General features: G+C 40.7%; 17 protein-coding genes and 1 other annotated feature (1 of these 18 cut by a window edge). Of the genes, 12 read left to right on the forward strand and 5 right to left on the reverse strand.

Annotation, left to right across the window (positions count from 1 at the left end; genetic code table 11):
* Positions 1-90 precede the first annotated feature (90 nt).
* From A4245_RS09540 to A4245_RS09575, 8 genes are all read left to right on the forward strand, one after another.
* The gene (locus tag A4245_RS09540) at positions 91-465 is read left to right on the forward strand and encodes a thioredoxin family protein (RefSeq protein WP_267886910.1); all 375 of its coding nucleotides are present in this window, start codon (positions 91-93) and stop codon (positions 463-465) included.
* A 77-nt stretch (positions 466-542) separates the two neighbouring features.
* Positions 543-1352: a DUF1444 domain-containing protein gene (locus A4245_RS09545; RefSeq protein ID WP_067727497.1), complete on the forward strand. Its 810-nt coding sequence runs from the start codon at positions 543-545 to the stop codon at positions 1350-1352.
* Positions 1353-1366: 14 nt separating this feature from the next.
* Positions 1367-1969 carry a YtpR family tRNA-binding protein gene (ytpR, locus tag A4245_RS09550; RefSeq protein ID WP_067727498.1) on the forward strand — a complete coding sequence of 201 codons (603 nt, stop codon included), beginning with the start codon at positions 1367-1369 and terminating at the stop codon, positions 1967-1969.
* A 190-nt stretch (positions 1970-2159) separates the two neighbouring features.
* Positions 2160-4688 (forward strand): DNA translocase FtsK, encoded by a 2529-nt coding sequence (locus tag A4245_RS09555; protein WP_067727499.1) that lies wholly within the window; start codon positions 2160-2162, stop codon positions 4686-4688.
* A gap of 71 nt (positions 4689-4759) precedes the next feature.
* Entirely contained in the window at positions 4760-5875 is a 1116-nt protein-coding gene (locus A4245_RS09560; RefSeq protein ID WP_067727500.1) for a nicotinate phosphoribosyltransferase, read from the forward strand.
* Positions 5876-6043: 168 nt separating this feature from the next.
* Positions 6044-7354, forward strand: a complete 1311-nt coding sequence (murC, locus tag A4245_RS09565) for a UDP-N-acetylmuramate--L-alanine ligase (RefSeq protein WP_067727501.1) — start codon at positions 6044-6046, stop codon at positions 7352-7354.
* A gap of 313 nt (positions 7355-7667) precedes the next feature.
* Positions 7668-8075 (forward strand): DUF948 domain-containing protein, encoded by a 408-nt coding sequence (locus tag A4245_RS09570; protein ID WP_067727502.1) that lies wholly within the window; start codon positions 7668-7670, stop codon positions 8073-8075.
* Between the two features lie 17 nt (positions 8076-8092).
* Positions 8093-8638 (forward strand): YtxH domain-containing protein, encoded by a 546-nt coding sequence (locus tag A4245_RS09575; protein ID WP_067727503.1) that lies wholly within the window; start codon positions 8093-8095, stop codon positions 8636-8638.
* Positions 8639-8707: 69 nt separating this feature from the next.
* On the opposite strand, the gene A4245_RS09580 is transcribed toward A4245_RS09575, so the two are convergent.
* Entirely contained in the window at positions 8708-10849 is a 2142-nt protein-coding gene (locus A4245_RS09580) for a cell division protein FtsA (RefSeq protein WP_067727504.1), read from the reverse strand.
* A 152-nt stretch (positions 10850-11001) separates the two neighbouring features.
* On the opposite strand from A4245_RS09580, the gene A4245_RS09585 reads away from it, so the two are divergent.
* The 4 genes from A4245_RS09585 to motS all read left to right on the forward strand — a co-directional run bounded on the left by A4245_RS09585 (position 11002) and on the right by motS (position 15021).
* A complete protein-coding gene (locus tag A4245_RS09585; RefSeq protein WP_067727505.1) occupies positions 11002-12075 on the forward strand; it encodes a bifunctional 3-deoxy-7-phosphoheptulonate synthase/chorismate mutase in 1074 nt (357 codons plus the stop codon).
* A 212-nt stretch (positions 12076-12287) separates the two neighbouring features.
* On the forward strand, positions 12288-13289 hold the full coding sequence (gene ccpA, locus A4245_RS09590; RefSeq protein WP_067727506.1) for a catabolite control protein A: 1002 nt from the start codon (positions 12288-12290) through the stop codon (positions 13287-13289).
* 120 nt (positions 13290-13409) lie between these two features.
* Positions 13410-14234 carry a flagellar motor protein MotP gene (motP, locus tag A4245_RS09595; protein WP_067727507.1) on the forward strand — a complete coding sequence of 275 codons (825 nt, stop codon included), beginning with the start codon at positions 13410-13412 and terminating at the stop codon, positions 14232-14234.
* A complete protein-coding gene (gene motS / locus A4245_RS09600) occupies positions 14224-15021 on the forward strand; it encodes a flagellar motor protein MotS (RefSeq protein WP_067727508.1) in 798 nt (265 codons plus the stop codon). The genes motP and motS overlap by 11 nt, the downstream gene beginning before the upstream one ends.
* Before the next feature lie 228 nt (positions 15022-15249).
* Here the strand turns inward: motS and A4245_RS09605 are convergent, their stop codons facing one another.
* From A4245_RS09605 to A4245_RS09620, 4 genes are all read right to left on the reverse strand, one after another.
* On the reverse strand, positions 15250-16407 hold the full coding sequence (locus A4245_RS09605; RefSeq protein WP_067727509.1) for an acetoin utilization protein AcuC: 1158 nt from the start codon (positions 16405-16407) through the stop codon (positions 15250-15252).
* Positions 16404-17054 (reverse strand): acetoin utilization AcuB family protein, encoded by a 651-nt coding sequence (locus A4245_RS09610; RefSeq protein ID WP_067727510.1) that lies wholly within the window; start codon positions 17052-17054, stop codon positions 16404-16406. The genes A4245_RS09605 and A4245_RS09610 overlap by 4 nt, the downstream gene beginning before the upstream one ends.
* A 1-nt stretch (position 17055) precedes the next feature.
* Positions 17056-17709 carry a GNAT family N-acetyltransferase gene (locus tag A4245_RS09615; protein WP_067727511.1) on the reverse strand — a complete coding sequence of 218 codons (654 nt, stop codon included), beginning with the start codon at positions 17707-17709 and terminating at the stop codon, positions 17056-17058.
* Positions 17710-17886: 177 nt separating this feature from the next.
* On the reverse strand, positions 17887-20865 hold the full coding sequence (locus tag A4245_RS09620) for a transglycosylase domain-containing protein (RefSeq protein ID WP_067727512.1): 2979 nt from the start codon (positions 20863-20865) through the stop codon (positions 17887-17889).
* A gap of 116 nt (positions 20866-20981) precedes the next feature.
* Positions 20982-21078: a binding site (T-box leader), on the forward strand (it continues 123 nt past the right edge of the window).

Here is a 21078-nt window from a genome sequence, read left to right on the forward strand (position 1 = left end):
GCCGCTTTTTAAATTCGCCAAGAAAAACAAGTGAGTTTGAGAAATAAAATAATTCGCGGTAAAAGAAAACAACTGCGGAAATCCAAGATAATTGAATCCAGACCGAAACAAAGATATGATAGTGTTAGAAAGGACGTTGAAAATATGAAACATTTAGAAACAGTTGAGCAATTTAATGAGTTAAAAAATAATGAACAAGTGATATTTATTTTCTCTGCAGGATGGTGTCCAGATTGCCGTGTCATAGAGCCTATATTACCGGAAATTGAGGAAGCATATCCCGCATATCAATTTGTCGAAGTGAATCGGGATGAATTTATCGAACTTTGCCAGGAACATGATATTTTCGGCATTCCTAGCTTTTTAGCGTTTGCTGATGGAAAGGAAACAGGGCGCTTTGTCAGCAAGGATCGTAAAACGAAAGAGGAAATTGTGCAGTTCATCGAGGGTTTATCCCACGTGTAACCGGGGGGGGGAAGACTCCCATTTATTGATGCATCACTTTATCTGCACATTTCCAAATGGTTTCAGGAGGTAACAACATGACGAAAATGACCAGTTTCAAATTGAAAAAAATTCTGGAAGAACGACTCTCAAACGAGAATTACAACACTTCTTTCAACCGCGATAATGATACGTTTCGCATCGAATGGAAGGATACGAAACAAGGCATCAATATTACATTGCCGAACATGGTTGTAAAGTACAACCAGCGTGGCGAAGTGGCAATTGATGAGCTTGAAGAGCATGTTAAAGAAGCGTTAAGAATCATGAATGAGGATCATCAGCTGACTGGAATGGAGAAAAACATCTATCCAGTTATGCGCTCCCCATCCTTTCCCACGGAAACAAAAGCGGGGGCAAAACTGGTCTACAAGGACCATACAGCAGAAACAAGGATTTTTTATGCGCTTGATTTAGGCAGATCCTATCGTCTTATCGATGAAGAACTGCTAGCGAAAGAGGGATGGTCGAAAGGACGTATTGATGAGATAGCAGCATTCAATGTACGCTCGCTTTCGGTAGATTATAAACATGACAGTGTGGCAGACAATGATTTTTACTTTGTGGCAACACAAGACGGATTTGACGCCAGCCGTATATTGAATGAAGCGTTTTTGGAAGAAATGAAGGCAAATGCGAAGGGCGATCTTACCGTTTCCGTGCCGCATCAGGATGTGCTGATTTTTGCTGACATTCAGAATAAAATGGGTTATGATATTTTAGCGCAGATGGTAATGAAGTTTTTTGCGGAAGGACGTATTCCGATAACTTCCCTGCCGTTTATTTATGAGGATAAAAAGTTGGAGCCGATTTTTATACTTGCAAAAAACAGGCCTGAAAACAGCTAGGAGGATGAATGAAAATGGATGTATTTTACAATCCGGATGGTATTGGTGATGTATTGCTTATCCCGATCAAGGATGGGAACAGATACGAAATTACACATGAAAAATTTGGTGACATTACCAAAATAACCACAAAAGATGGAGATGTTCTTGGTTATAATATTTTCCAGGCCTCCAAGTATTTTGATTTGCAGGACAAAGGTAATATCAAACTGACGGAAGCACTCTTAGATGAAATGAAACAGGTTTTTGAAGCCAATCAACTGAGCGACCCCCTTGAATTTGATTTAAGCCCGAAATTTGTAGTAGGGTATGTTACAAGTAAAGGTCCACATGAAAATGCGGATAAGTTAAGTGTTTGTCAGGTAGACGTCGGCAGTGAAACATTGCAGATTGTTTGCGGGGCACCTAATGTCGATACAGACCAAAAAGTAGTTGTTGCCAAAGTCGGTGCAACGATGCCAAGCGGATTGAAGATTAAACCATCGGAGTTAAGAGGTGTTCCATCCAATGGTATGATTTGCTCCCAAAAAGAACTCGGTCTGCCGGACGCACCAAAGGAAAAAGGAATCTACGTACTTGATAACTCCCATACGGTGGGCGAAGAATTTGTATTTTAACCGTAACAACCCTTGTAAGTCATGCAGGGGTTGTTTTTATGTTCAAAAATTAATTGCTGCCAAAACATATACTATTTTTTTAGAAAGAGGCACTTTTCATTTCCTTTTTCAGGATTCATTCCAAATGTGCTTAAAAACTGCTAAAATAGAGATTGAACGATTTTTAGGTAAAAGAAATGAGTGAATAAATTTGTGGGAACAATGGAAGAAAAAAATAAAAAATATATTTACTGAAGAAGTGGAAGTAGAAGTGGAGGAAGTGGTAGAAATAGAGCCACAGAACCACCAAACTACCGGGAACCAAAACTTGAGGGCTAAGATGATGTATCAATATCCTGATCGTAATTCATTTAAATTTCCGGTTATACCGGATGAGCCCGAGAGAAAGAGAAAAACTGGAGACATTCCAGCATATCAGAAAAAACAAACGAACCGTACAGAGGGAAAACCGAGAAAGAAAGCGATCGACCAAGTGGAAAGAAACGACAGTAGGGAAACAGGTATGGAAAGCAGGAAAATATACAAAAAAAATCCTGATGTGCCATTTCAGCCTACAGAAGTCCCTTCACCTGTTTATGGATATCAAAAAAAGGAGCAGAACCGTGAAATAGAGAATATTCCTGCGTACAAGCGCAAGGAACTGAAACAAAGTGAGTTTGGTGCAATCCAACCGATTAAATCTATCGCTGATAATGAGATACATAAAGAGAATGAAGCCGGGATAAATCGTATGGAAGAAAATGCAGGAGATAATCAAGCTGCAAACCGAGAAGAAAAAACAGAAGCTGCTAATGATCTTGAACTGCTTTCCAATAAAGAAACGGCAGCTGCGGCAGAAACTGCGAAAAGTAAAGTAATATCTGAAACCCACGAAAAGCAACCGGGAGAGAGGAAGCAAAGCAGTCGAAAAATTAATCCGATTAATTCCCAGGAAAACAGCAGAGCTTTTGAAAAAAAGGAAGACGGAACCAAGTCAGAACCATTTAATGTCATTATGACTCCGAGAGATAAAAAGATGCTCTATGACAGACAGCAGGAGCGGAAGCGCAAGGAAGCTGCTGAGCGGATGGGAAATGGAAAGCATTTTCATCACGAAGCAACAGCTACAACGCAGGATCAAGCTGTCTCGGATGAACGTAAACAGACAGAAAATCCGGCGTTCGAGCAACAGGCGAGGCATGAAAAATGTATGCGAGAGCAGCACCGGTCGCAGGCAGAGCGAATCAGAAACGAGCACAAGCAATCAGAAGGTGAAAAATCAAGCCAGCCTGAGCAGTCTTTGCAAGTTGAAGCAGTTCAACCAGTGGCAGAACAGAAGATTCACGTTCCTTTTCATCTACTGAATGACCCTATTGTGAAAAATAATGAGGATGAGCTGTGGGTAAATGAGCAACAGGAACTGCTGGAGCAAACATTGAAGTATTTCAATGTCCGAGCTAAAGTAGTAAAAGCAACACAGGGGCCGTCCGTTACAAGATTTGAAGTTCAACCAGAAATGGGGGTAAAGGTCAGCAAGATTAAAAACCTTTCAGATGACCTTAAATTAAATATGTCTGCGAAAGACATACGGATTGAAGCGCCCATTCCCGGGAAAAATACAGTTGGAATCGAAATACCGAATCAAAAAGCTGAAATGGTCGGCCTGCAAGGAATTTTTGAAACGGATGATTTTAAAGACAGCAAATCTCCTTTAAGTATAGCGTTAGGGCTTACGATCGAGGGTTATCCGAAGATTACCAACATCCAGAAAATGCCGCATGGTTTGATTGCGGGTGCGACAGGTTCAGGGAAAAGTGTTTGTATCAATACGATCCTGATCAGTCTTATTTACAAGGCGCATCATGAAGATGTTAAATTTCTGCTTATTGACCCGAAAATGGTTGAGCTTGCGCCATATAATGGGATACCCCATTTGGTTGCACCGGTTATCACTGATGTTAAAGCTGCAACACAAAGTCTGAAATGGGCAGTAAATGAAATGGAAGATCGCTATGAAAAATTTGTCCAGGAAGGCGTTCGCGATATTGAGCGCTTTAATCAGAAGGTAATCAAACAGGGTAGGGGCAACCAAAAAATGCCGTTCATCGTGATTGTCATCGATGAGCTTGCTGATTTAATGATGATGTCACCTCAAGATGTAGAGGATTCCATCAGCAGGATCGCCCAAAAAGCAAGAGCCTGCGGTATCCATCTGCTCCTGGCTACACAGCGTCCATCAGTTGATGTTATTACAGGGCTCATTAAAGCAAATATTCCAACAAGAATTGCATTTAGTGTATCGTCTCAAATTGATTCCAGAACGATTGTTGATGCAAGTGGTGCGGAAAAGCTGCTTGGAAGAGGGGACATGCTGTTTGTTGAGAATGGTGCAGGGAAGAGCGTCCGACTACAAGGTCCATTTGTTTCTGATGATGAAATCGAACGGGTCACCAATTATGCCCGCAGTATTGCTGAACCTGATTATTTGTTTGAACAGGAGCAGTTACTGGAACAACTCAGCGTCGATGAAGATGAGGACGAATTAATGGAAGATGCAATCCAATTCATTTTAAGCCAAAACAGTGCAAGCACATCTTTGCTGCAGCGTCACTTCAAAATTGGCTATAACAGGGCAGCCCGTCTGATCGATTCTCTCGAAAGCAGGGGAATTATATCCGGTCAAAACGGAAGTAAGCCAAGAGATGTGCTGATTACTTCGCCCAAACCTGATGAAATGTAAATATTTGTCCGAATTTGAAAAATTCTTTATGATAAAGAGACTATGGATAATCGATAAGGAGAAAATATGAAATGAAAGAAATCAGTCGGAAACTCAATGGGGAAATAAAACGTCTTACAAATAAAACTTTCAAATTTGATGAGCGAATCAAAGATGGATGGTTTTCAGCTGTTTACTTTTTAAAAACGAAAGAGATTGCTGAAAAAAAACTGCCGCATAATTATGTCACCATGCAGTTTTTCCAAAAAGAAAATGCAGTATTATGTGGTACAGATGAAGTTATCGCGTTACTCCACACATTTGCAGATCATCCGGAAACACTGGAAATTAATTCCTTGAAAGATGGAGATAAAATCAGTCCTTATGAAACGGTAATGACCATCTCCGGCTCCTACCAGCAATTTGGCTACCTGGAAGGAATTATCGATGGAATTCTTGCGAGAAGAACATCTGTAGCTACAAATGTATACAATGTGGTAAAAGCTGCACGAACCTCCGGGGAGCAGAAGCCGGTTATTTTTATGGGAGATCGTGATGACCATTATACTACCCAGTCTGGAGACGGCTACGCTGCGTTTATTGGCGGCTCCACCGCACAGGCAACACACGCGATGAATGAGTGGTGGGGGAAAGAAGGAATGGGTACGATGCCACACGCGTTAATTCAAATGTTTCGTGGAGATACAGTTGCAGCTGCAAAAGCATATCATGAAATGTATCCCGAAGACGAATTAGCAGCATTGGTCGATTATAATAATGATGTTATTACCGATTCATTAAAAGTAGCAAGAGAGTTTGGTGATAAACTGAAATCCGTACGTCTCGATACTTCGCGGACACTTGTGGATAAGTATTTTCTTAGAAACCACCATTTGATGGGGTCCTTTGACCCGCGTGGAGTAAATCCTGAGTTGCTTTTTGCATTAAGGAGAGCGCTTGATGAGGAAGGGTTTAAGCATGTGAAAATCATGGTTACAGGCGGGTTTACCGAGGACCGGATTACTGAGTTCGAAAAAGCAGGTGTACCTGTGGACATGTATGGAGTCGGAAGAAGCTTATTGCGGCTTAATGTAGGCTTTACCGGGGATCTGGTACTCCTGAATGGCAGTCCAGAGGCGAAAGAAGGACGCCGCTACAGACCAAACCCCCGGCTCGAAAAGGTGGAGTATCACAATCCAAATAAATAAGTTGGGTAAAATAAAAATTTTACAAGCCAATTCACAATTTGCTGACATTACAGCAGGAGGATAAAAGTGTTTTAAACTGAGTTAAACTTTGCTATAATGAAGCGGTGTGAAAATCCTTTCATACAATTTTAGGGATTATGTTTGTATGAACATGTTGGAGGTTCGTTTATGACAACTTACCATTTTATTGGTATTAAAGGAACAGGAATGAGTGCTTTAGCACAAATTCTTCACGACTCTGGTGAAAAAGTACAAGGCTCTGATGTAGACAAGAAGTTCTTTACACAGGAAGCGCTTGAAGAAAAGAATATACCGATATTCCCTTTTTCTGAGAGTAATATTAAACAGGAATATACCGTTATCGCAGGTAATGCTTTTTCAGAAGATCATATAGAAATTCAGGAAGCAAAAAAACAAGGCTGTACGTTTTATCGGTATCATGAATTTTTGGGTGAATGGTTAAAACAATTTACGAGCATCGCTGTCACTGGTGCACATGGTAAGACTTCGACGACAGGCCTGCTTGCACATGTACTGGATGAGTCGTTTCCGATTTCATATCTTATAGGAGACGGAACTGGGAATGGGCATGTTGACAGCAAATATTTTGTGTTTGAAGCATGTGAATACAGACGTCACTTTTTGAGCTATGAGCCGGATTATGCGATTATCACAAATATCGACTTCGATCATCCTGATTATTTCACTAGCCTTGAAGATGTCGTTGATGCATTCCAATCAATGGCCGACAAGGTGAAAAAATGCATTGTTGCTTGTGGTGATGATGAGGAGCTGCAGAAGATTCATACGAAGGTTCCTGTAATTTATTACGGTTTTTCTGCAACAAATGATTTTCAGGCTCAGAATGTGAAGGAAACGGAGCGGGGAACAGAATTTGATGTGTTTGTAAGAAACACTTACTACGATACATTCACAATTCCAATGTTTGGAAACCACAATATTTTAAATGCTCTGGCAGTAATCGCTATTTGTCACTATGAAGGAATACAGGCCGAGGATATTAAAAAACTCTATTCATTCAAAGGGGTTAAACGCCGTTTCAGTGAAAAGAAAGTTGGAGAACAGGTAATCATTGATGATTATGCACATCATCCAAGAGAGATTACCGCTACCATTGATTCTGCAAGAAAAAAATATCCGGGTAAACAGGTTGTAGCTATCTTTCAGCCACATACTTTTACTCGAACCAAAATGTTTTTACAAGAGTTCGCTGAAAGTCTGAGTGAGGCCGATGCGGTTTATTTATGTGATATTTTTGGTTCTGCGAGGGAAGAATCAGGACAGTTATCCATAAATGACCTTCAGGATCTCATCCCGGATAGTTTCTTGCTTGAACTGGAGCATGCCGAAGTATTGCAGGTCTATAAAAATAGTGTATTGATTTTCATGGGTGCCGGAGATATTCAGAAATTCCAGAAAGCATATGAAGACACACTCAAAAGTCCAACAAATAAGTAAATAAGTAAAAAGTAAAAGGATCATCAATATATGATGATTCTTTTTATATGACTTTTTTTGCGAATATTAAATCTTCCTGATAACTATATTTCTCTAAGGAATTTTATAAAAAGGAAGGTTTTCATTGCATATGTGTCGAAATTGTTAAGGGAAAGGGATATACTATAAGTACCGATTACCCTGATTAGATATTTCCCACGGTACATACGTTTATTGGGAAATTTTTGGGGTATAGTGAAAGAAGGTATGAATTATTTGTGCCAGACCAACTTAACCTAACATAGTGCTATACACAAAAGGAGCTGATTTAGTAATGGAAGTCATGTTGTATATTGCAGCACTCATCGCCGTTATTGCATTCGTCGTGCTGGTAGTATATGTGATTATCACATTGAAAGCAACAAAACAAACATTAAATGACGTGTCAGGTACACTGCAAGGTCTTGAAAAACAGATGCAGGGAGTAACATCGGAAACGACACAACTATTGAATAAAACGAATCGATTGGCCGATGATATTAACCATAAATCGACAAAGCTGGACGGACTTTTTGAAGGCGCCAGAGGAATTGGTGCTACGATCAATGAGTTTAATCAAACACTAAGGCAGCTATCAGGTATCATTTCCAGGAATTCCAAAGAAGATCAGGAAAAAGCTGCCCAGGCTGTTAAATGGGGAGCATCCATTTTTGAATACTGGAATAAAAGAAAAAGCAAATAAAAATAGGAGGAATTCTCATGTCTGAAAATAACATTAATACAAAAGACTTTATTATCGGAACATTGCTTGGGTCCATCATTGGTGCATCTGCCGCATTATTGCTGGCCCCAAAATCGGGTCGGGAATTAAGAGACAATCTTAATCAGGGTGCATCACAAATGAAATATCGTGCTGGAGAATGGAAAGACGTTGCACAGGAAAAGGGAACTGGTTGGAGGGATAAAGCCTATACAACTGGTACTGAGTTAAGAAAGAAAGCAATGGATACCACTTCACAGATTTCCAAAACAGTCACTCAAAAATCTCAGGATTTAAAAGGTAACGTTATTGATAAAGCACAGGATTTCAGAAATAATGCTACACAAAAATCTGGAGAATTAAAAGATGACGCAGCACAGAAGGCTGAAGAAATAAAACAGGAAGCGGAACAAGCCTCCCAGGAAGTAAAACGGGATGTGGAAAGTCAAACACAGGAAATAAAAGAAACGGCAGACAATAAGGTAAAACTAACCAATTCTGATGACTTAAAAGCAAACACAAATACAAGCAATACGAAAAAATAATTGATATGAGGCCACTGCACATAAAAGGCAGTGGCCTTATACTATGTATGGACTTCATTTGAATGAAAGTTATTCCCTCGTATTCCATCTGATTTCCAACCGGTCTCCAGCTTGAATATCCGCATCAAACGAAGTTAAGACCTCATTCTTTAATAATTTAAACTTGCCATTCACTGCAGACAGATCAATTTCAATATAGCGGAATATATCCTGGAAAATAAAAGGGACGGGTTTCTTCTCCGTAACAAGCAGCAAGTCATTCAATTTCAATTTGGTATCCAGCTCTAATTCTTCATTATCTCTCTTGACAAAAACGAGCTGTTGCTTTAATTCCACTGGCTTCCCATTAAAGGTAACCGTAATGGAAATGTCTGCTTTTATATCGAGCTGGTCCAGTAAATCCGATACGGAAGGCTCCATCGCGGAAATGACATCGACCCTGTCATTGTGCTTTAGGACTGTGTCCATTGACACTTTTTCACTATTTAGAAAAACTTGTGTTTCTCCCTTGTCGATAGCGTGCTCTCGCTTGTTTACAACAACTGTGAAAGCCTTCGCTTTACTTAAGTTGACTGTGTTTCTTGCAGAAAGGAACTCCTTAACTGTCTGGCTCTGCTTCCATTCAATCGTATCATTGTCCTGGATAACATAATCCTTTGACTTCAGTTGCCCGTTCACATAAAAGGAAGATTGCAGCTGATAAGGCTTATTTTGATGGAAAACAGTCATGGAAGGGGCATCCCCAACCATCTCTTCCAAGGTGACCTCTGCCGGTTCTCCATCTTTGCCACGGATGACCTCTATATCGTCTCCATTTTTGATTGGTTCTTCCACTTGTGTCAGTTCATTGTTTAAATAAATAACTGGTGCACTACCAAAGGTTCCCGGCAGTGTTATCTGCTTCCCATTCACAGTAATCAACATGGCCATCCCCGGTTTTCCATACAGCTTATTCAAATCGATGCCAGCTTGAATAAGGCCATCGAGAACAGTTAACTGTTTCATTTCAAACATTCGAATCACATTTCCGTTTATCTTGACAGTAATATAATGTACGGGATTCTGACTCGCTGCAATCGCAATTCCAATTGGTGTCACAAAATCCGGCCCATCTGGAACATGTTCATTTTTTACAAGATTTTGTATGGCATTACTTCCTCTGACCGCAACACGATTATGGGGGAGTTCAAGCTTATTGGCAAGCACCTTCGTTAAGCCTGGTGTCAGACTTCCGCCACCAACAAGCATGACTGCCCGTGGTGACCTTGCATTTAGTTGCATGACTTCATCCGCAATAGTTGATGCAAGTTTATCGACATGATCTGTCATATCCTGTACGAGGTCATCATATGTAATTACCGTATCGAAACCGAGTATATCCGATACCGTGTCCTGCCCTTCATTTACGATTTTTCGCTTCGTTTCTTCCGCTTTTGGAAAATCAAGCAGATAATGGTCGCTGATTGCTTCCGTAATCTCATCACCTGCCACAGGCACCATACCATATGCTACAACTGTTCCTCTATCTGTAATTGCAATATCACTCGTACCTGCCCCAACATCAACGAGAGCCACATTCAGGCGCCTCATGGATTCAGGTATTAAAACATGTATTGCTGCAATCGGCTCCAATGTCAGTGCCTCCATTTCAAGACCTGCTCTGGATAGTGCAGCAAGCAAAGATTCCACCACAACCTTAGGAAGAAATGTAGCGATAATATCAACGGAAGCTTCTTCACCTCTTTGCTCAATAAGTGATCCTATTTGCTCTTTATCGAGCTTATAATGCAGCACAGAATATCCGACACAGTAATAGTTGGTATAATCTTCGTTGTTTTCCTGTTCGGCAAGTGTGTTTTGTGCTGCCTGAACCGCCGAAAGCTCCAGATGCTTTACGTTCTCCTTGTTTGTGATAGGTCGCTGGTATAAAGGAATAGAAGCAGTTGCTTCCACCGTTTTCAACGCTCTTCCCGCTGCAGCCACACATGCCTTGGTCAGGGGAGTTCCTGACTTTTCTTCCAGTTGTTCTTTAACTGCCCGAATAACGTCTGCAACGGCAACTACGTTATGTATTTGACCATCCCTCATGGAACGTTCCGTATGTTCTTTAATATAGTAATCTACTACAGAAAATTTATCGCTCTGTTTTTCAAGTAAAAGTCCGGTTACAGATCTTGTGCCAATATCGAGTGCAAATACATGGTTTCTCATTCATCAGCACTCCTTCCTCTGAGCTAGTATTTAAAAAATATAAAATTATTTCTACTATATTATAAACTTATTAGTGACAAATGGAAGAATTTTAGCTATAATTGTCCCTAATTATTAAAAATAGTTAAAATTCGTAGCAGGGGGCATAGTAAATGAGTAATGAAATGGAACAGCTAAGAAAGCAAATTGACGATGTGAATTTGGAAATCCTAGAGTTGATTAATCGTCGTGCAGAGCTGAATCAGCAAATCGGTCAGTTGAAAACGAAGCAGAGTATTAAACGGTTTGACCCGGTACGTGAAAGAGAAATGCTGGATAATATCAAGGAACACAATGACGGACCATTTCAAAATGCGACACTTGAACACATCTTCAAGGAAATTTTTAAAGCAAGTCTCGAATTACAGGAAGATGATCACAGTAAAGCATTACTTGTTTCCCGTAAAAAGCAACCAGAGAATACAGTTATTGACCTGAAAGGCGCAAAAGTAGGAAACGGAAATACGAGTTATGTATTTGGTCCTTGTGCAGTTGAAAGCTATGAGCAGGTAGCTGCGGTAGCTGAATCTGTTAAAAGCAAAGGCCTGAAACTGCTTCGCGGCGGAGCATTCAAACCGAGAACATCACCATATGATTTCCAGGGACTTGGTGTGGAAGGTCTACAGATATTAAAGCGTGTCGCTGATGAGTATGAATTGGCTGTAATCAGTGAAATTGTAAATCCTGCACATATCGAAGAAGCAATCGAATACATTGATGTGATTCAAATTGGTGCAAGAAACATGCAAAACTTTGAATTATTAAAGGCTGCCGGCGACACGAATAAACCAGTATTGTTAAAACGTGGCTTGTCTGCAACGATTGCTGAATTCATTAATGCAGCTGAATATATTATGTCACGCGGCAATGGAAACATCATTTTGTGTGAGCGTGGAATCAGAACATATGAAAAAGCAACCCGTAATACGTTGGATATTTCCGCGGTACCAATCCTGAAACAGGAAACACATCTTCCGGTAATGGTCGATGTGACACACTCCACAGGACGCCGTGATTTGCTTCTTCCTACAGCTAAAGCAGCATTGGCAATCGGGGCAGACGGTGTGATGGCAGAGGTTCATCCGGATCCTGCAGTAGCATTGTCCGATTCTGCACAGCAAATGGATATTCCTACATTCGATAAGTTTTTTGAAGAGATTAAAGCACTTGAAAATCGTTTGAAATAGCAGTGAGAGGCTGGTCAACTATTGACCAGCCTTTCCTTTTTACATAATTAATGCGATACTAGTTATGAACATTATTTTAACGATATTGCTGTTTCTTCATTTATTGAAGATGTTGCAGCATTATTTTGTCGTATAAAATTTTGTAATTTTTTTCATGGTAGAGTATCATATAGAAAAGAATCGATTTGTATTTTATTGGGAGGTAAATTTAGATGAACATTACGATCTATGATGTAGCGAGAGAGGCAAATGTCTCCATGGCTACCGTATCGCGTGTTGTCAATGGTAATCCGAACGTTAAACCGACAACACGAAAAAAAGTATTGGCAACAATCGAGAGATTAGGCTATCGTCCAAATGCAGTGGCAAGAGGATTGGCCAGTAAAAAAACAACTACTGTCGGAGCGATTATCCCTGATATTTCCAATATCTTTTTCTCTGAACTTGCACGTGGAATTGAGGATATTGCAACGATGTATAAATACAATATCATTCTAAGCAGTTCCGATCAGAATAAAGACAAGGAGCTCCAGTTGATAAACACCATGCTGGAAAAGCAGGTTGACGGGATATTGTTTATGGGTGGAAATATTTCCGAAGATCATATCCATCAGTTCAAAACTTCTTCTGTTCCGGTTGTACTTGCTTCAACATATGACCCAACCGATACGATTCCCTCTGTCAATATTGATTATGAGCTTGCGGCTTACGAAGCAACAAAGCATTTAATTGATAATGGCCATAAACAGCCTGCTTTAATAGCAAGCAAGACAGAATCAAGTGTGAATGCACTTAAATACAATGGGTATATGCGTGCTTTGAAGGAATCAGGCATCGAAATCAATGAAGATTTACTCATCAAAGGGGAGTACGCTTATCAAACAGGACTCTCTGCCGTTGAAAAATTGCTTGAACTTGATGAGAAGCCTACAGCTGTATTTGTCACCTATGATGAGATTGCTCTAGGCGTTATTCATGGGGCGCAGGATCGTGGATATAGCATCCCGGAGGATCTGGAGGTATTCGGCTTTGATAATATCAGACTGGCTACTATGGTAAGACCGAGACTCACTACGATTGTACAGCCAACATATGATATAGGTGCCGTTGCAATGCGCCTTCTGACAAAATATATGAATAAAGAGCAGGTAGAAGAAAAAAATGTCGTATTACCACATCGGATTGAGTTCAGGGACTCAACAATAAATAAATAATGCCGATATTAATAGTAAATCAAATAAGTGTTCAAAAAGTTACCGTTTGGCTGGACTCGTCTTCACCACTGGTAGCATTTTGAACGCTTCTTGTTTATAAAGCATTAGGGAGATAATAATATGAGAAAACGTGATCTGTTGACTCCAATCGGTATTACATTAGGTTTCATTATGATTATGCTGGCAATTTTGACAAACAGTGGCACAGACGGTGTCGCTTCATTCGCCGATATTCCTGCTATATTTATTGTCATTGGTGGTTTAATCGCTTCTATGCTCATCACCTTTAAAATGGAACAAATCAAATTGACCGGTGCCATTGTTAACGAAGCCTTTCATAAAAATGATATGCAGCTTCCTGAGCTGATCAGTCTGTTTATTCGCTTATCCGAGCGGGCAAGACGCGAAGGCATCCTGGCTCTTGAAAATGAACTCGAAGAAGTGGAGGATCCATTTATCAAAAAAGGTATCCTGCTTGCTGTGGATGGAATCGAACCAGAAGTGATTACGGATATAATGAACGCTGAAATTACCGCAATGGAGGAAAGACACTATAAAGGCAGATTATTAATAGAAAAGGCAGCAGAATATGCCCCTGCCTGGGGAATGATTGGAACATTAATTGGACTTGTTCTGATGCTGAATACGCTGTCAGATCCTGGCACACTGGGTCCAAGTATGGCTGTGGCGCTTCTGACAACACTTTATGGAACAGTGCTTGCGAATTTAGTATTTACTCCAATGGCTGCGAAGCTTGGAGCCAAAACGGAGGAAGAGGTTTTTACGAAGCAGATCATCATTGAAGGCATTATCGGTGTCCAATCAGGTCAAAATCCACGAATTCTCGAGGAAAAGTTGAGCGCATTCCTGCCGAGAGATTATAAGAAGCAGAAACAGGCCGAAGACGCAGCAGCTTACGTGGGGGAGAGCGTAAATGAAGCGTAAAGAAATAAAACGAACCAAAAGTGGCAGTGCGCCGAAATGGATGGTTACTTATTCAGACATGGTGACACTTGTACTTGTTTTTTTTATATTGCTGTTCTCGGTATCACAGATTGACGAGGTTAAATTTGATGCCATTTCGGAATCATTTCAAAATCGCATGATATTTGATTTTTCCCCATCACCGATTCCAATGGAGAACCCGACAGAAAGTACGGATCATATGGAGAGCGGGGAAATGACGAATGAATTTGATACTCCAACGCAAATGGATGATGTGACAGACAGAGATGCCATGGAAGAGGAAGAAGATTCATTGACCGATTTAGTAAATAATGTAGAGAATTATTTGGATGAATATGAGCTTAACAATGTAATTTCTGCAAACCGCAATGAGCGCGGAGTCGTCCTCGTTCTCCAGGAAAGTATTCTTTTTGATTCAGGTGAGGCATATATTCTGGAAGAAGGACAGCCGTTCCTTGACAGAATCGGCACATTGCTGCGGGATATTCCAAATGATGTGAAGGTGGAAGGTCATACGGATTCCCGTCCGATTTCTAATTATCGTTATCCTTCTAATTGGGAGTTGTCAGGTGCGAGAGCCAGCAGTGTCGTTCGATATCTCATCAATGAAAACAATCTTAATATAGAACGTTTTTCTACAGTTGGCTATGCCGATACACAACCACTTGTGCCGAATACATCGGAGGAAAATTGGAGTCAAAATCGCCGCGTGGAAATAGTAATCCTTGAAACTGCCATGGAGGAAGGAGCTGAAAATGAAAATTAATCAGCTCCTTTTTCGGAAAATAAGAAAGTATAAATTTTGCAGCAATTAACTATTATACATAAACAGCCACGTCTAGCTCCGGTTCCTAGAAACTCCCGTCATAAGCAATGGACATTCCAAGCGCGAAAACCATGCGCTTTCCAGTCCCTTGCTAGCGTTGAGTTTCTGAACAGTCACCTTCGTTTTTGTTCCATGTAACAGACAATAAGACACCCACAAAGTGAAGTTTCATTTTATCGTTTTTGTATATTTTAATAGATTCTGCAGCAGTTGATCGTTTTTCTCGGTAATTTCTGCTTTTCTTGGAATATTTACGTATGCTTCTGCTGTATCATGCCAGAAATTTGGCAGATTGACAGGTGATTCTGTTTGCCATTTCACCAGCCATTCGTTGGGAAGAGCTCCTTTTGCCGGTGTATTAGTCTTCATTATATTCCAAATTTGCCCCCATGCCCGTGGTACAACTCTCCACATGTCATAACCGCCGCCACCAGTGGCAATCCATCTGCCATCACAGTATTGGTGTGCCATTTCATGTGCAAGCTGGGGAATTCGTTCATAAATATTCATCGTCCCGCATAGATGTGACAACGGGTCGAAAGAATGTGCATCAGCACCATTTTGGGTAATGATTATTTCTGGCTTGAAGAAATCAGCAATCTCTTTGAGTGCGGTTTCATAAACGTTTAGAAATGATTCGTCCTGTGTAAATGCATCGATAGGCAGGTTAAAAGCATAACCATGACCTTCTTTGATGCCTCGTTCATTTACATTACCTGTACCAGGGAAGAGGTACCGCCCCGTTTCATGAATGGAAAATGTGCATACATGTGGATCATCATAAAATGCCCATTGAACCCCATCACCATGGTGTGCATCGGTGTCTATATATAAAACCCTGAGATTGTATTTTTTTCGAATATATTTTATTGCTACTGCACTATCATTATAAATGCAAAATCCGGCAGCTTTTCTTTGGAAGCCATGATGCAGACCGCCACCAAGATTCAATACATGATCCCGCTTTCCGCTAAGCACTTCATCAACAGCTTTTAATGTACCACCAACAAGATAGCTGCTCGCTTCATGCATGTTTGGAAATATCGGTGTGTCCTCCGTTCCCAACCCATATTCATAGCCTTGCTCTTCACTCAATTTGCCTCTGCCTGCGCGTTTGACGGCTTCAATGTAATCATGATCATGAAAGAGTGCAAGTTCTTCATCCGTTGCCATTCTAGGGGAAATAAGATCGTTGATGTTTAACGTATCATTACTCTCCAACAATTCCTTCGTAAGCAAAATTCTCTTTTGGTTAAAAGGATGTTCGTCATGAAAGTGATAAGTAAGGTAATCATTGGAAAAGACAAATCCTGCTCTGCACTTCATCGTCTCGGCTCCACAATATTATTTGGCCATAATAATTGGTAGCCGGCTTCACGCAGATCCTGGATAACAGGTGTCGGGTTGAGCGTTTGTATCCGAAAGACAAGGATCTTATAATTCGAATCATTTTTATAAGGGTAAATCAGAACAGATACAATATTTGTTTTGCGCTTCCCGAAAATTGCCGCCACTTCAGGAAGAATACCTGGTCTGTGTGGTACTTTCACTTCAATTAAAGAACTCTGCACATGGGTTCCTGTCAGTTGAATTAACGTATAAAGCATATCTTTTTCTGTGACAATGCCAACAAGCTGATTGCTGCTGACGACGGGCAGGCAGGCTATTTCCTTATCATAAAAAATAGCGGCAACTTCTTCAACAAAATCCATCGGGTGGATTGTGATGACAGGAGTGCTCATGATTGTATGAATTTCATTTTCCAGTTCACTGCTGCTTGCATCCTTTAGAAAGATAGAGGGACTTGCATCTCTTACATCGCGGTCAGAAACAATGCCAATGACATGATTTTCCTGATCTACTATAGGCAGGTGCCTTAATCTGTTTTCCTGGAGAAGTATCAGGGCATCCGCTATGCTTGCAGTGGGTGGCAGGGTAGTAACTTCGGTTTTCATAATATCTTCGACAAGCATCTTATAATCCCTCTCTCATATTTCGATAATTATGTCTTGCCAAAAAGCGAAGTTTATCGAATTGTTTTATCGATTCTTCCGGTACGTTTTTTCCGATACGCACCATTAAGCAATTAGCAGGGTGTGAGATGATTTCAGGATCATCTGTAGGTGCCGGCAGCAGTCCACCGGCAGCCATCATTCTTTCCATGACTTTACGATAATCCCAGATACTCAGTTTTGTACCTTCTAAATCCCAATGCCAATAGTATTCGGTAGAAATGACAATATAATTTTCCATGAAGTCATCCATCATGGAGACTTTTAATAGATTTGATGCGATTCTTGCGCCGCGATAGGCTGGACTCATTTCGACAGCCCCTAACTCGATTAAATCTTCCATATTGAATTCTGACCATCTTTCCAAAGGGTCTGGGTGTAAATAGGTGACATAGCCAACAATCGTGTCTTCTATTCTTGCGATAAGAATTCTGCCCTCGGGAAACCTGGCAATACTTAAAAGAGCTTCAAATTGCTTGTCAGCCGGTCTGAAAGCAGTCAGTTGCTCATGAAAATGATACTTTTTCAATTCCTCTGAATCCAGTGGTCCTTCAATAACAATTGGTCCGAATTCTGTCTCATATGTTAAACGATTGTATGATTTTATATGCTCCATTTGTTCACCACCTGATTTTTAATGCGCTTACTTTTATTATACAGGAAGCTGCTTATTATTTTTAGTATTTTGTGGAAATAGTTTGATTTTTAAAATACATATTATATTAATGAAAAGGGGAGATGGAATTATAATTAAGTAGACTAAAAAAATAGGAAGCCAATTGGCTTCCCATTATCATTCGTTATCTTCCTCGTCATCATTGTTGCTGCTATCGTCTTCCTCATTGGATTCGTTATCATCTTCATTGCTTTCTTCTTCAGTATCGTCTTCTTGGGAGCCTTCTTCCTCCGAATTCTGTTCCTCCGTTGAAGTTGCTTCCTCATTATCCTCTTCTTCGTTGTCAGTTGTTTCATTTTCTTCCTTGGTTGATTCACCGACAATGACTTCACTGGATGCCTTGGATTCCATTCCGAAGTAGTCAACAGCTTTTACTGTGTAGACGGCATTGCCGTTACCAATTCCGTAATCGGTAGATGTAGTACTGCCGATAAGCTTGAAATCTCCACCAGGTGAATCGGAGCGGTAGACACGATAGCCGACAACATCTTTACTTCCAGATTTGTTCCATGTTAATTTACTTCCGTCCTTTTTTACGGAAGCAGGAGCTCCGGGAGCTTTACCATCATCCTCAATGGTACTGCTGGTATTTACCTTGCCGGAAGGGACACCAATTTTTTCCCATTTGTCCCGTTCGGTTCTTGGGTATAGTTTGGTCAGATCATTGAGGTCATCATAACCTTTTCTTTCGAGCCATTTCGGGTTAAATGTCAGACCATCACCTTTAACAAATTCAGAAGGGGTATTCGGCCCGGCAAGTACTGATTTTCCGTCAACGATTACCTGGTTGCCGGTTATTAAACTGTCATCTTTCTCGGTCGGTGCATATTTGGAATTAAATATGTCCGTTTTGACCAATCCGGCTTGTTCACACAGTTCGGAAGGCAGCATTCCTGAAATCGCGCAATAGCTTCTTTCCACAATACCGTCCGGGCGTTCGAAGCGTTCGGTCGGTGCAATCAGATCAGGTTTGATATCTGCAGCAGCATTGATCAACTGTGCCCATAGCTTTTGGTTACGCTGGCTGTAGGATAATGGGTACTTATGATTGATTGGGTAAGGTGTATCATAGCCAATCCATGTGCCGAATGTAACATTAGGATTCGTAGCTACAAACCATGCATCATGATAGTCATTCGATGTTCCTGTTTTTCCTGCCCAGTCAACACCACTATGCTTCAGCAGGTTTCTTGCATATCCAGCAGTTCCGTCTGTTAAAACATCGCGCATCATATCTATTGTTAAATAATTCGTTTGTGGTGTAAATACCTCTACAGGTTCTTCATTGTGTTCATAAACAACATCGCCATCGTTTGTAGTGATTTTTTCGATCATATAGGCGTCTGCAAATTTTCCGTTATTGCCAAAGGTGGCATATGCATTTGTATTTTCCTCGACTGTTACACCGTAAGTCATTGCACCCAGCGAAAGTGCCAGATTACTGTGATCTCCAGGCGTTAAGGTGGTAATTCCCATTTTCTCGAGATAATGTGTTGCAGGATCGTCATCTATAATTTTCAAATACGTGTCCGCAGCAGGAATATTATAGGATTTGGCCAAAGCAGTCCTTGCTGAAACGATTCCATAGTAGCCGCCACCATAGTTTTTCGGTTTCCAGTCTTTCTGGCCGGGAATGTTATAAGAGCGGTCATAGTCGGCGATTGGTGTCCCAGGCTGTACAACGCCCTTCTCCATCGCTGGAGCATAGTCCAATAACGGTTTAATGACACTGCCATTTTGTCGGACGGCCTGAGTGGCATAATTAAATGTATTGTCTTCACTGAATTCACGTCCGCCCAAAAAGCTGATAATCCTGCCGGTACTGTTCTCAATCAGCATTCCACTGGCCTGGATGATATCTGTCACTTCATACGTTTCTCCAGCTTCGTTTGTTTTTGTAAACGTCCTGCTGTTTCCGTAATCCTCGTAATTTTTAGCTACCTCCTGAAAAACATCATAGATTTCCTTATCAATTGTCGAATGAATTTCATAACCATTCATCCGCATTGCTCGATCGGCAAGAATGTCATATTCCTCACTGAGTTCAGAATCATTTTCCAGATCTTCAGCTGTATAGCCGTCTTCCGTGAGCAGATGATCTTTTATAATAGCTTTTGCTCTTTTTTCAATTTCGGTAGTAAGATAAGGATATTTTTCATTTGGTGATGGTTCATCTTCTTTGAAGTCAGCCACGATATCATACTCCAGTGCCTGATCTAATTGTTCCTTTGTGATATATTCCATATCATACATCCGGTCAAGCACTGTCTTCATGCGGTTCAGACCTGGCTGGATAGCTTCTTCTTCTTTTAACCCCCCGGTATTGACGAAAGGAGTATAGGCAGAAGGGCTTTGTGGCAATCCTGCAAGATAGGCTGCCTGTGGAAGGTTAACTTCATCTGCATCTACACTGAAAATACCTTGTGCAGCTGTTTGGATGCCGGCAATGTTTCTTCCGGAAGAATTACGGCCATAGGGAATGATGTTTAAATAGGCCTCCAGAATTTCGTCTTTTTCAAAAAACTGCTCCAGTCGCATGGCAAGCAAAATCTCTTTAGCTTTTCTTTCAAAGGAAACTTCATTCGTCAGGATTTGATTTTTAATCAGCTGCTGGGTTAACGTACTGCCCCCGGTCTGTACAGAAGCGTTGGTAACTTCCTGAATGACCGCACGCATAATTGCTTTTGGAACGACTCCGTTATGTTCGCTGAAATATTCATCCTCTGTAGCGATCACTGCCTGCAGAAGAATTGGGGAAACTTCCTCCAATGTAGTTTCTTCGCGATAAATATCAGATCTTACATCGCCAAAGTAGACATTATCTGCAAAGTAAAGCTTGGAAGTCTCCGAATAGTTGTATATATCCTGTGCCATCGTTTCATAGCTTCGGATAGGCTCATCCTTTACAAGGGATGCAAAGTAACCTGCACCGATTCCTCCGACAAAAATGAAAAAGACCAGTCCAATAACAAGAAAGAATAAAATGACATTCCAGACAACATCATATGTTATTCTTGAGGACCGTTGTATTTTTCCAGTTTTCCATAAGGATTTTGCCTTATCCATATATGGTCGAAACTTTTCTTTAAAATTCATTTGTAAACCCCCTAAATTTCAATTATAATTATAGCATAAGTGCATTTTATGTTGTATAATTTTTACAGCTAGAATATTGCACGATCATTACAATTGTGTTATGAATAGATCATACATACCTTGCTTGGAAGGATCGCAGTAACTTTGCAAATCCCTATTACAGAGAGCTGGCGGAAGGTGCAAGCCAGAATAAATTTGCAGGTGAATTACAGT

This window comes from Oceanobacillus damuensis (assembly GCF_001618145.1).
Classification (GTDB): Bacteria; Bacillota; Bacilli; order Bacillales; family Amphibacillaceae; genus Oceanobacillus; species Oceanobacillus damuensis.

What these genes read in the sequence shown, in the direction of transcription:
- A4245_RS09585 (WP_067727505.1), top strand. Translation starts at nt 11,002, where the DNA reads ATGAGTAATGAAATGGAACAGCTAAGAAAGCAAATTGACGATGTGAAT.
- ccpA (WP_067727506.1), top strand. Translation starts at nt 12,288, where the DNA reads ATGAACATTACGATCTATGATGTAGCGAGAGAGGCAAATGTCTCCATG.
- A4245_RS09615 (WP_067727511.1), bottom strand. Translation starts at nt 17,709, where the DNA reads ATGGAGCATATAAAATCATACAATCGTTTAACATATGAGACAGAATTC.
- A4245_RS09580 (WP_067727504.1), bottom strand. Translation starts at nt 10,849, where the DNA reads ATGAGAAACCATGTATTTGCACTCGATATTGGCACAAGATCTGTAACC.
- A4245_RS09575 (WP_067727503.1), top strand. Translation starts at nt 8,093, where the DNA reads ATGTCTGAAAATAACATTAATACAAAAGACTTTATTATCGGAACATTG.
- murC (WP_067727501.1), top strand. Translation starts at nt 6,044, where the DNA reads ATGACAACTTACCATTTTATTGGTATTAAAGGAACAGGAATGAGTGCT.
- motS (WP_067727508.1), top strand. Translation starts at nt 14,224, where the DNA reads ATGAAGCGTAAAGAAATAAAACGAACCAAAAGTGGCAGTGCGCCGAAA.
- A4245_RS09545 (WP_067727497.1), top strand. Translation starts at nt 543, where the DNA reads ATGACGAAAATGACCAGTTTCAAATTGAAAAAAATTCTGGAAGAACGA.
- A4245_RS09605 (WP_067727509.1), bottom strand. Translation starts at nt 16,407, where the DNA reads ATGAAGTGCAGAGCAGGATTTGTCTTTTCCAATGATTACCTTACTTAT.
- A4245_RS09620 (WP_067727512.1), bottom strand. Translation starts at nt 20,865, where the DNA reads ATGAATTTTAAAGAAAAGTTTCGACCATATATGGATAAGGCAAAATCC.
- A4245_RS09560 (WP_067727500.1), top strand. Translation starts at nt 4,760, where the DNA reads ATGAAAGAAATCAGTCGGAAACTCAATGGGGAAATAAAACGTCTTACA.
- ytpR (WP_067727498.1), top strand. Translation starts at nt 1,367, where the DNA reads ATGGATGTATTTTACAATCCGGATGGTATTGGTGATGTATTGCTTATC.
- A4245_RS09610 (WP_067727510.1), bottom strand. Translation starts at nt 17,054, where the DNA reads ATGCTTGTCGAAGATATTATGAAAACCGAAGTTACTACCCTGCCACCC.
- motP (WP_067727507.1), top strand. Translation starts at nt 13,410, where the DNA reads ATGAGAAAACGTGATCTGTTGACTCCAATCGGTATTACATTAGGTTTC.
- A4245_RS09570 (WP_067727502.1), top strand. Translation starts at nt 7,668, where the DNA reads ATGGAAGTCATGTTGTATATTGCAGCACTCATCGCCGTTATTGCATTC.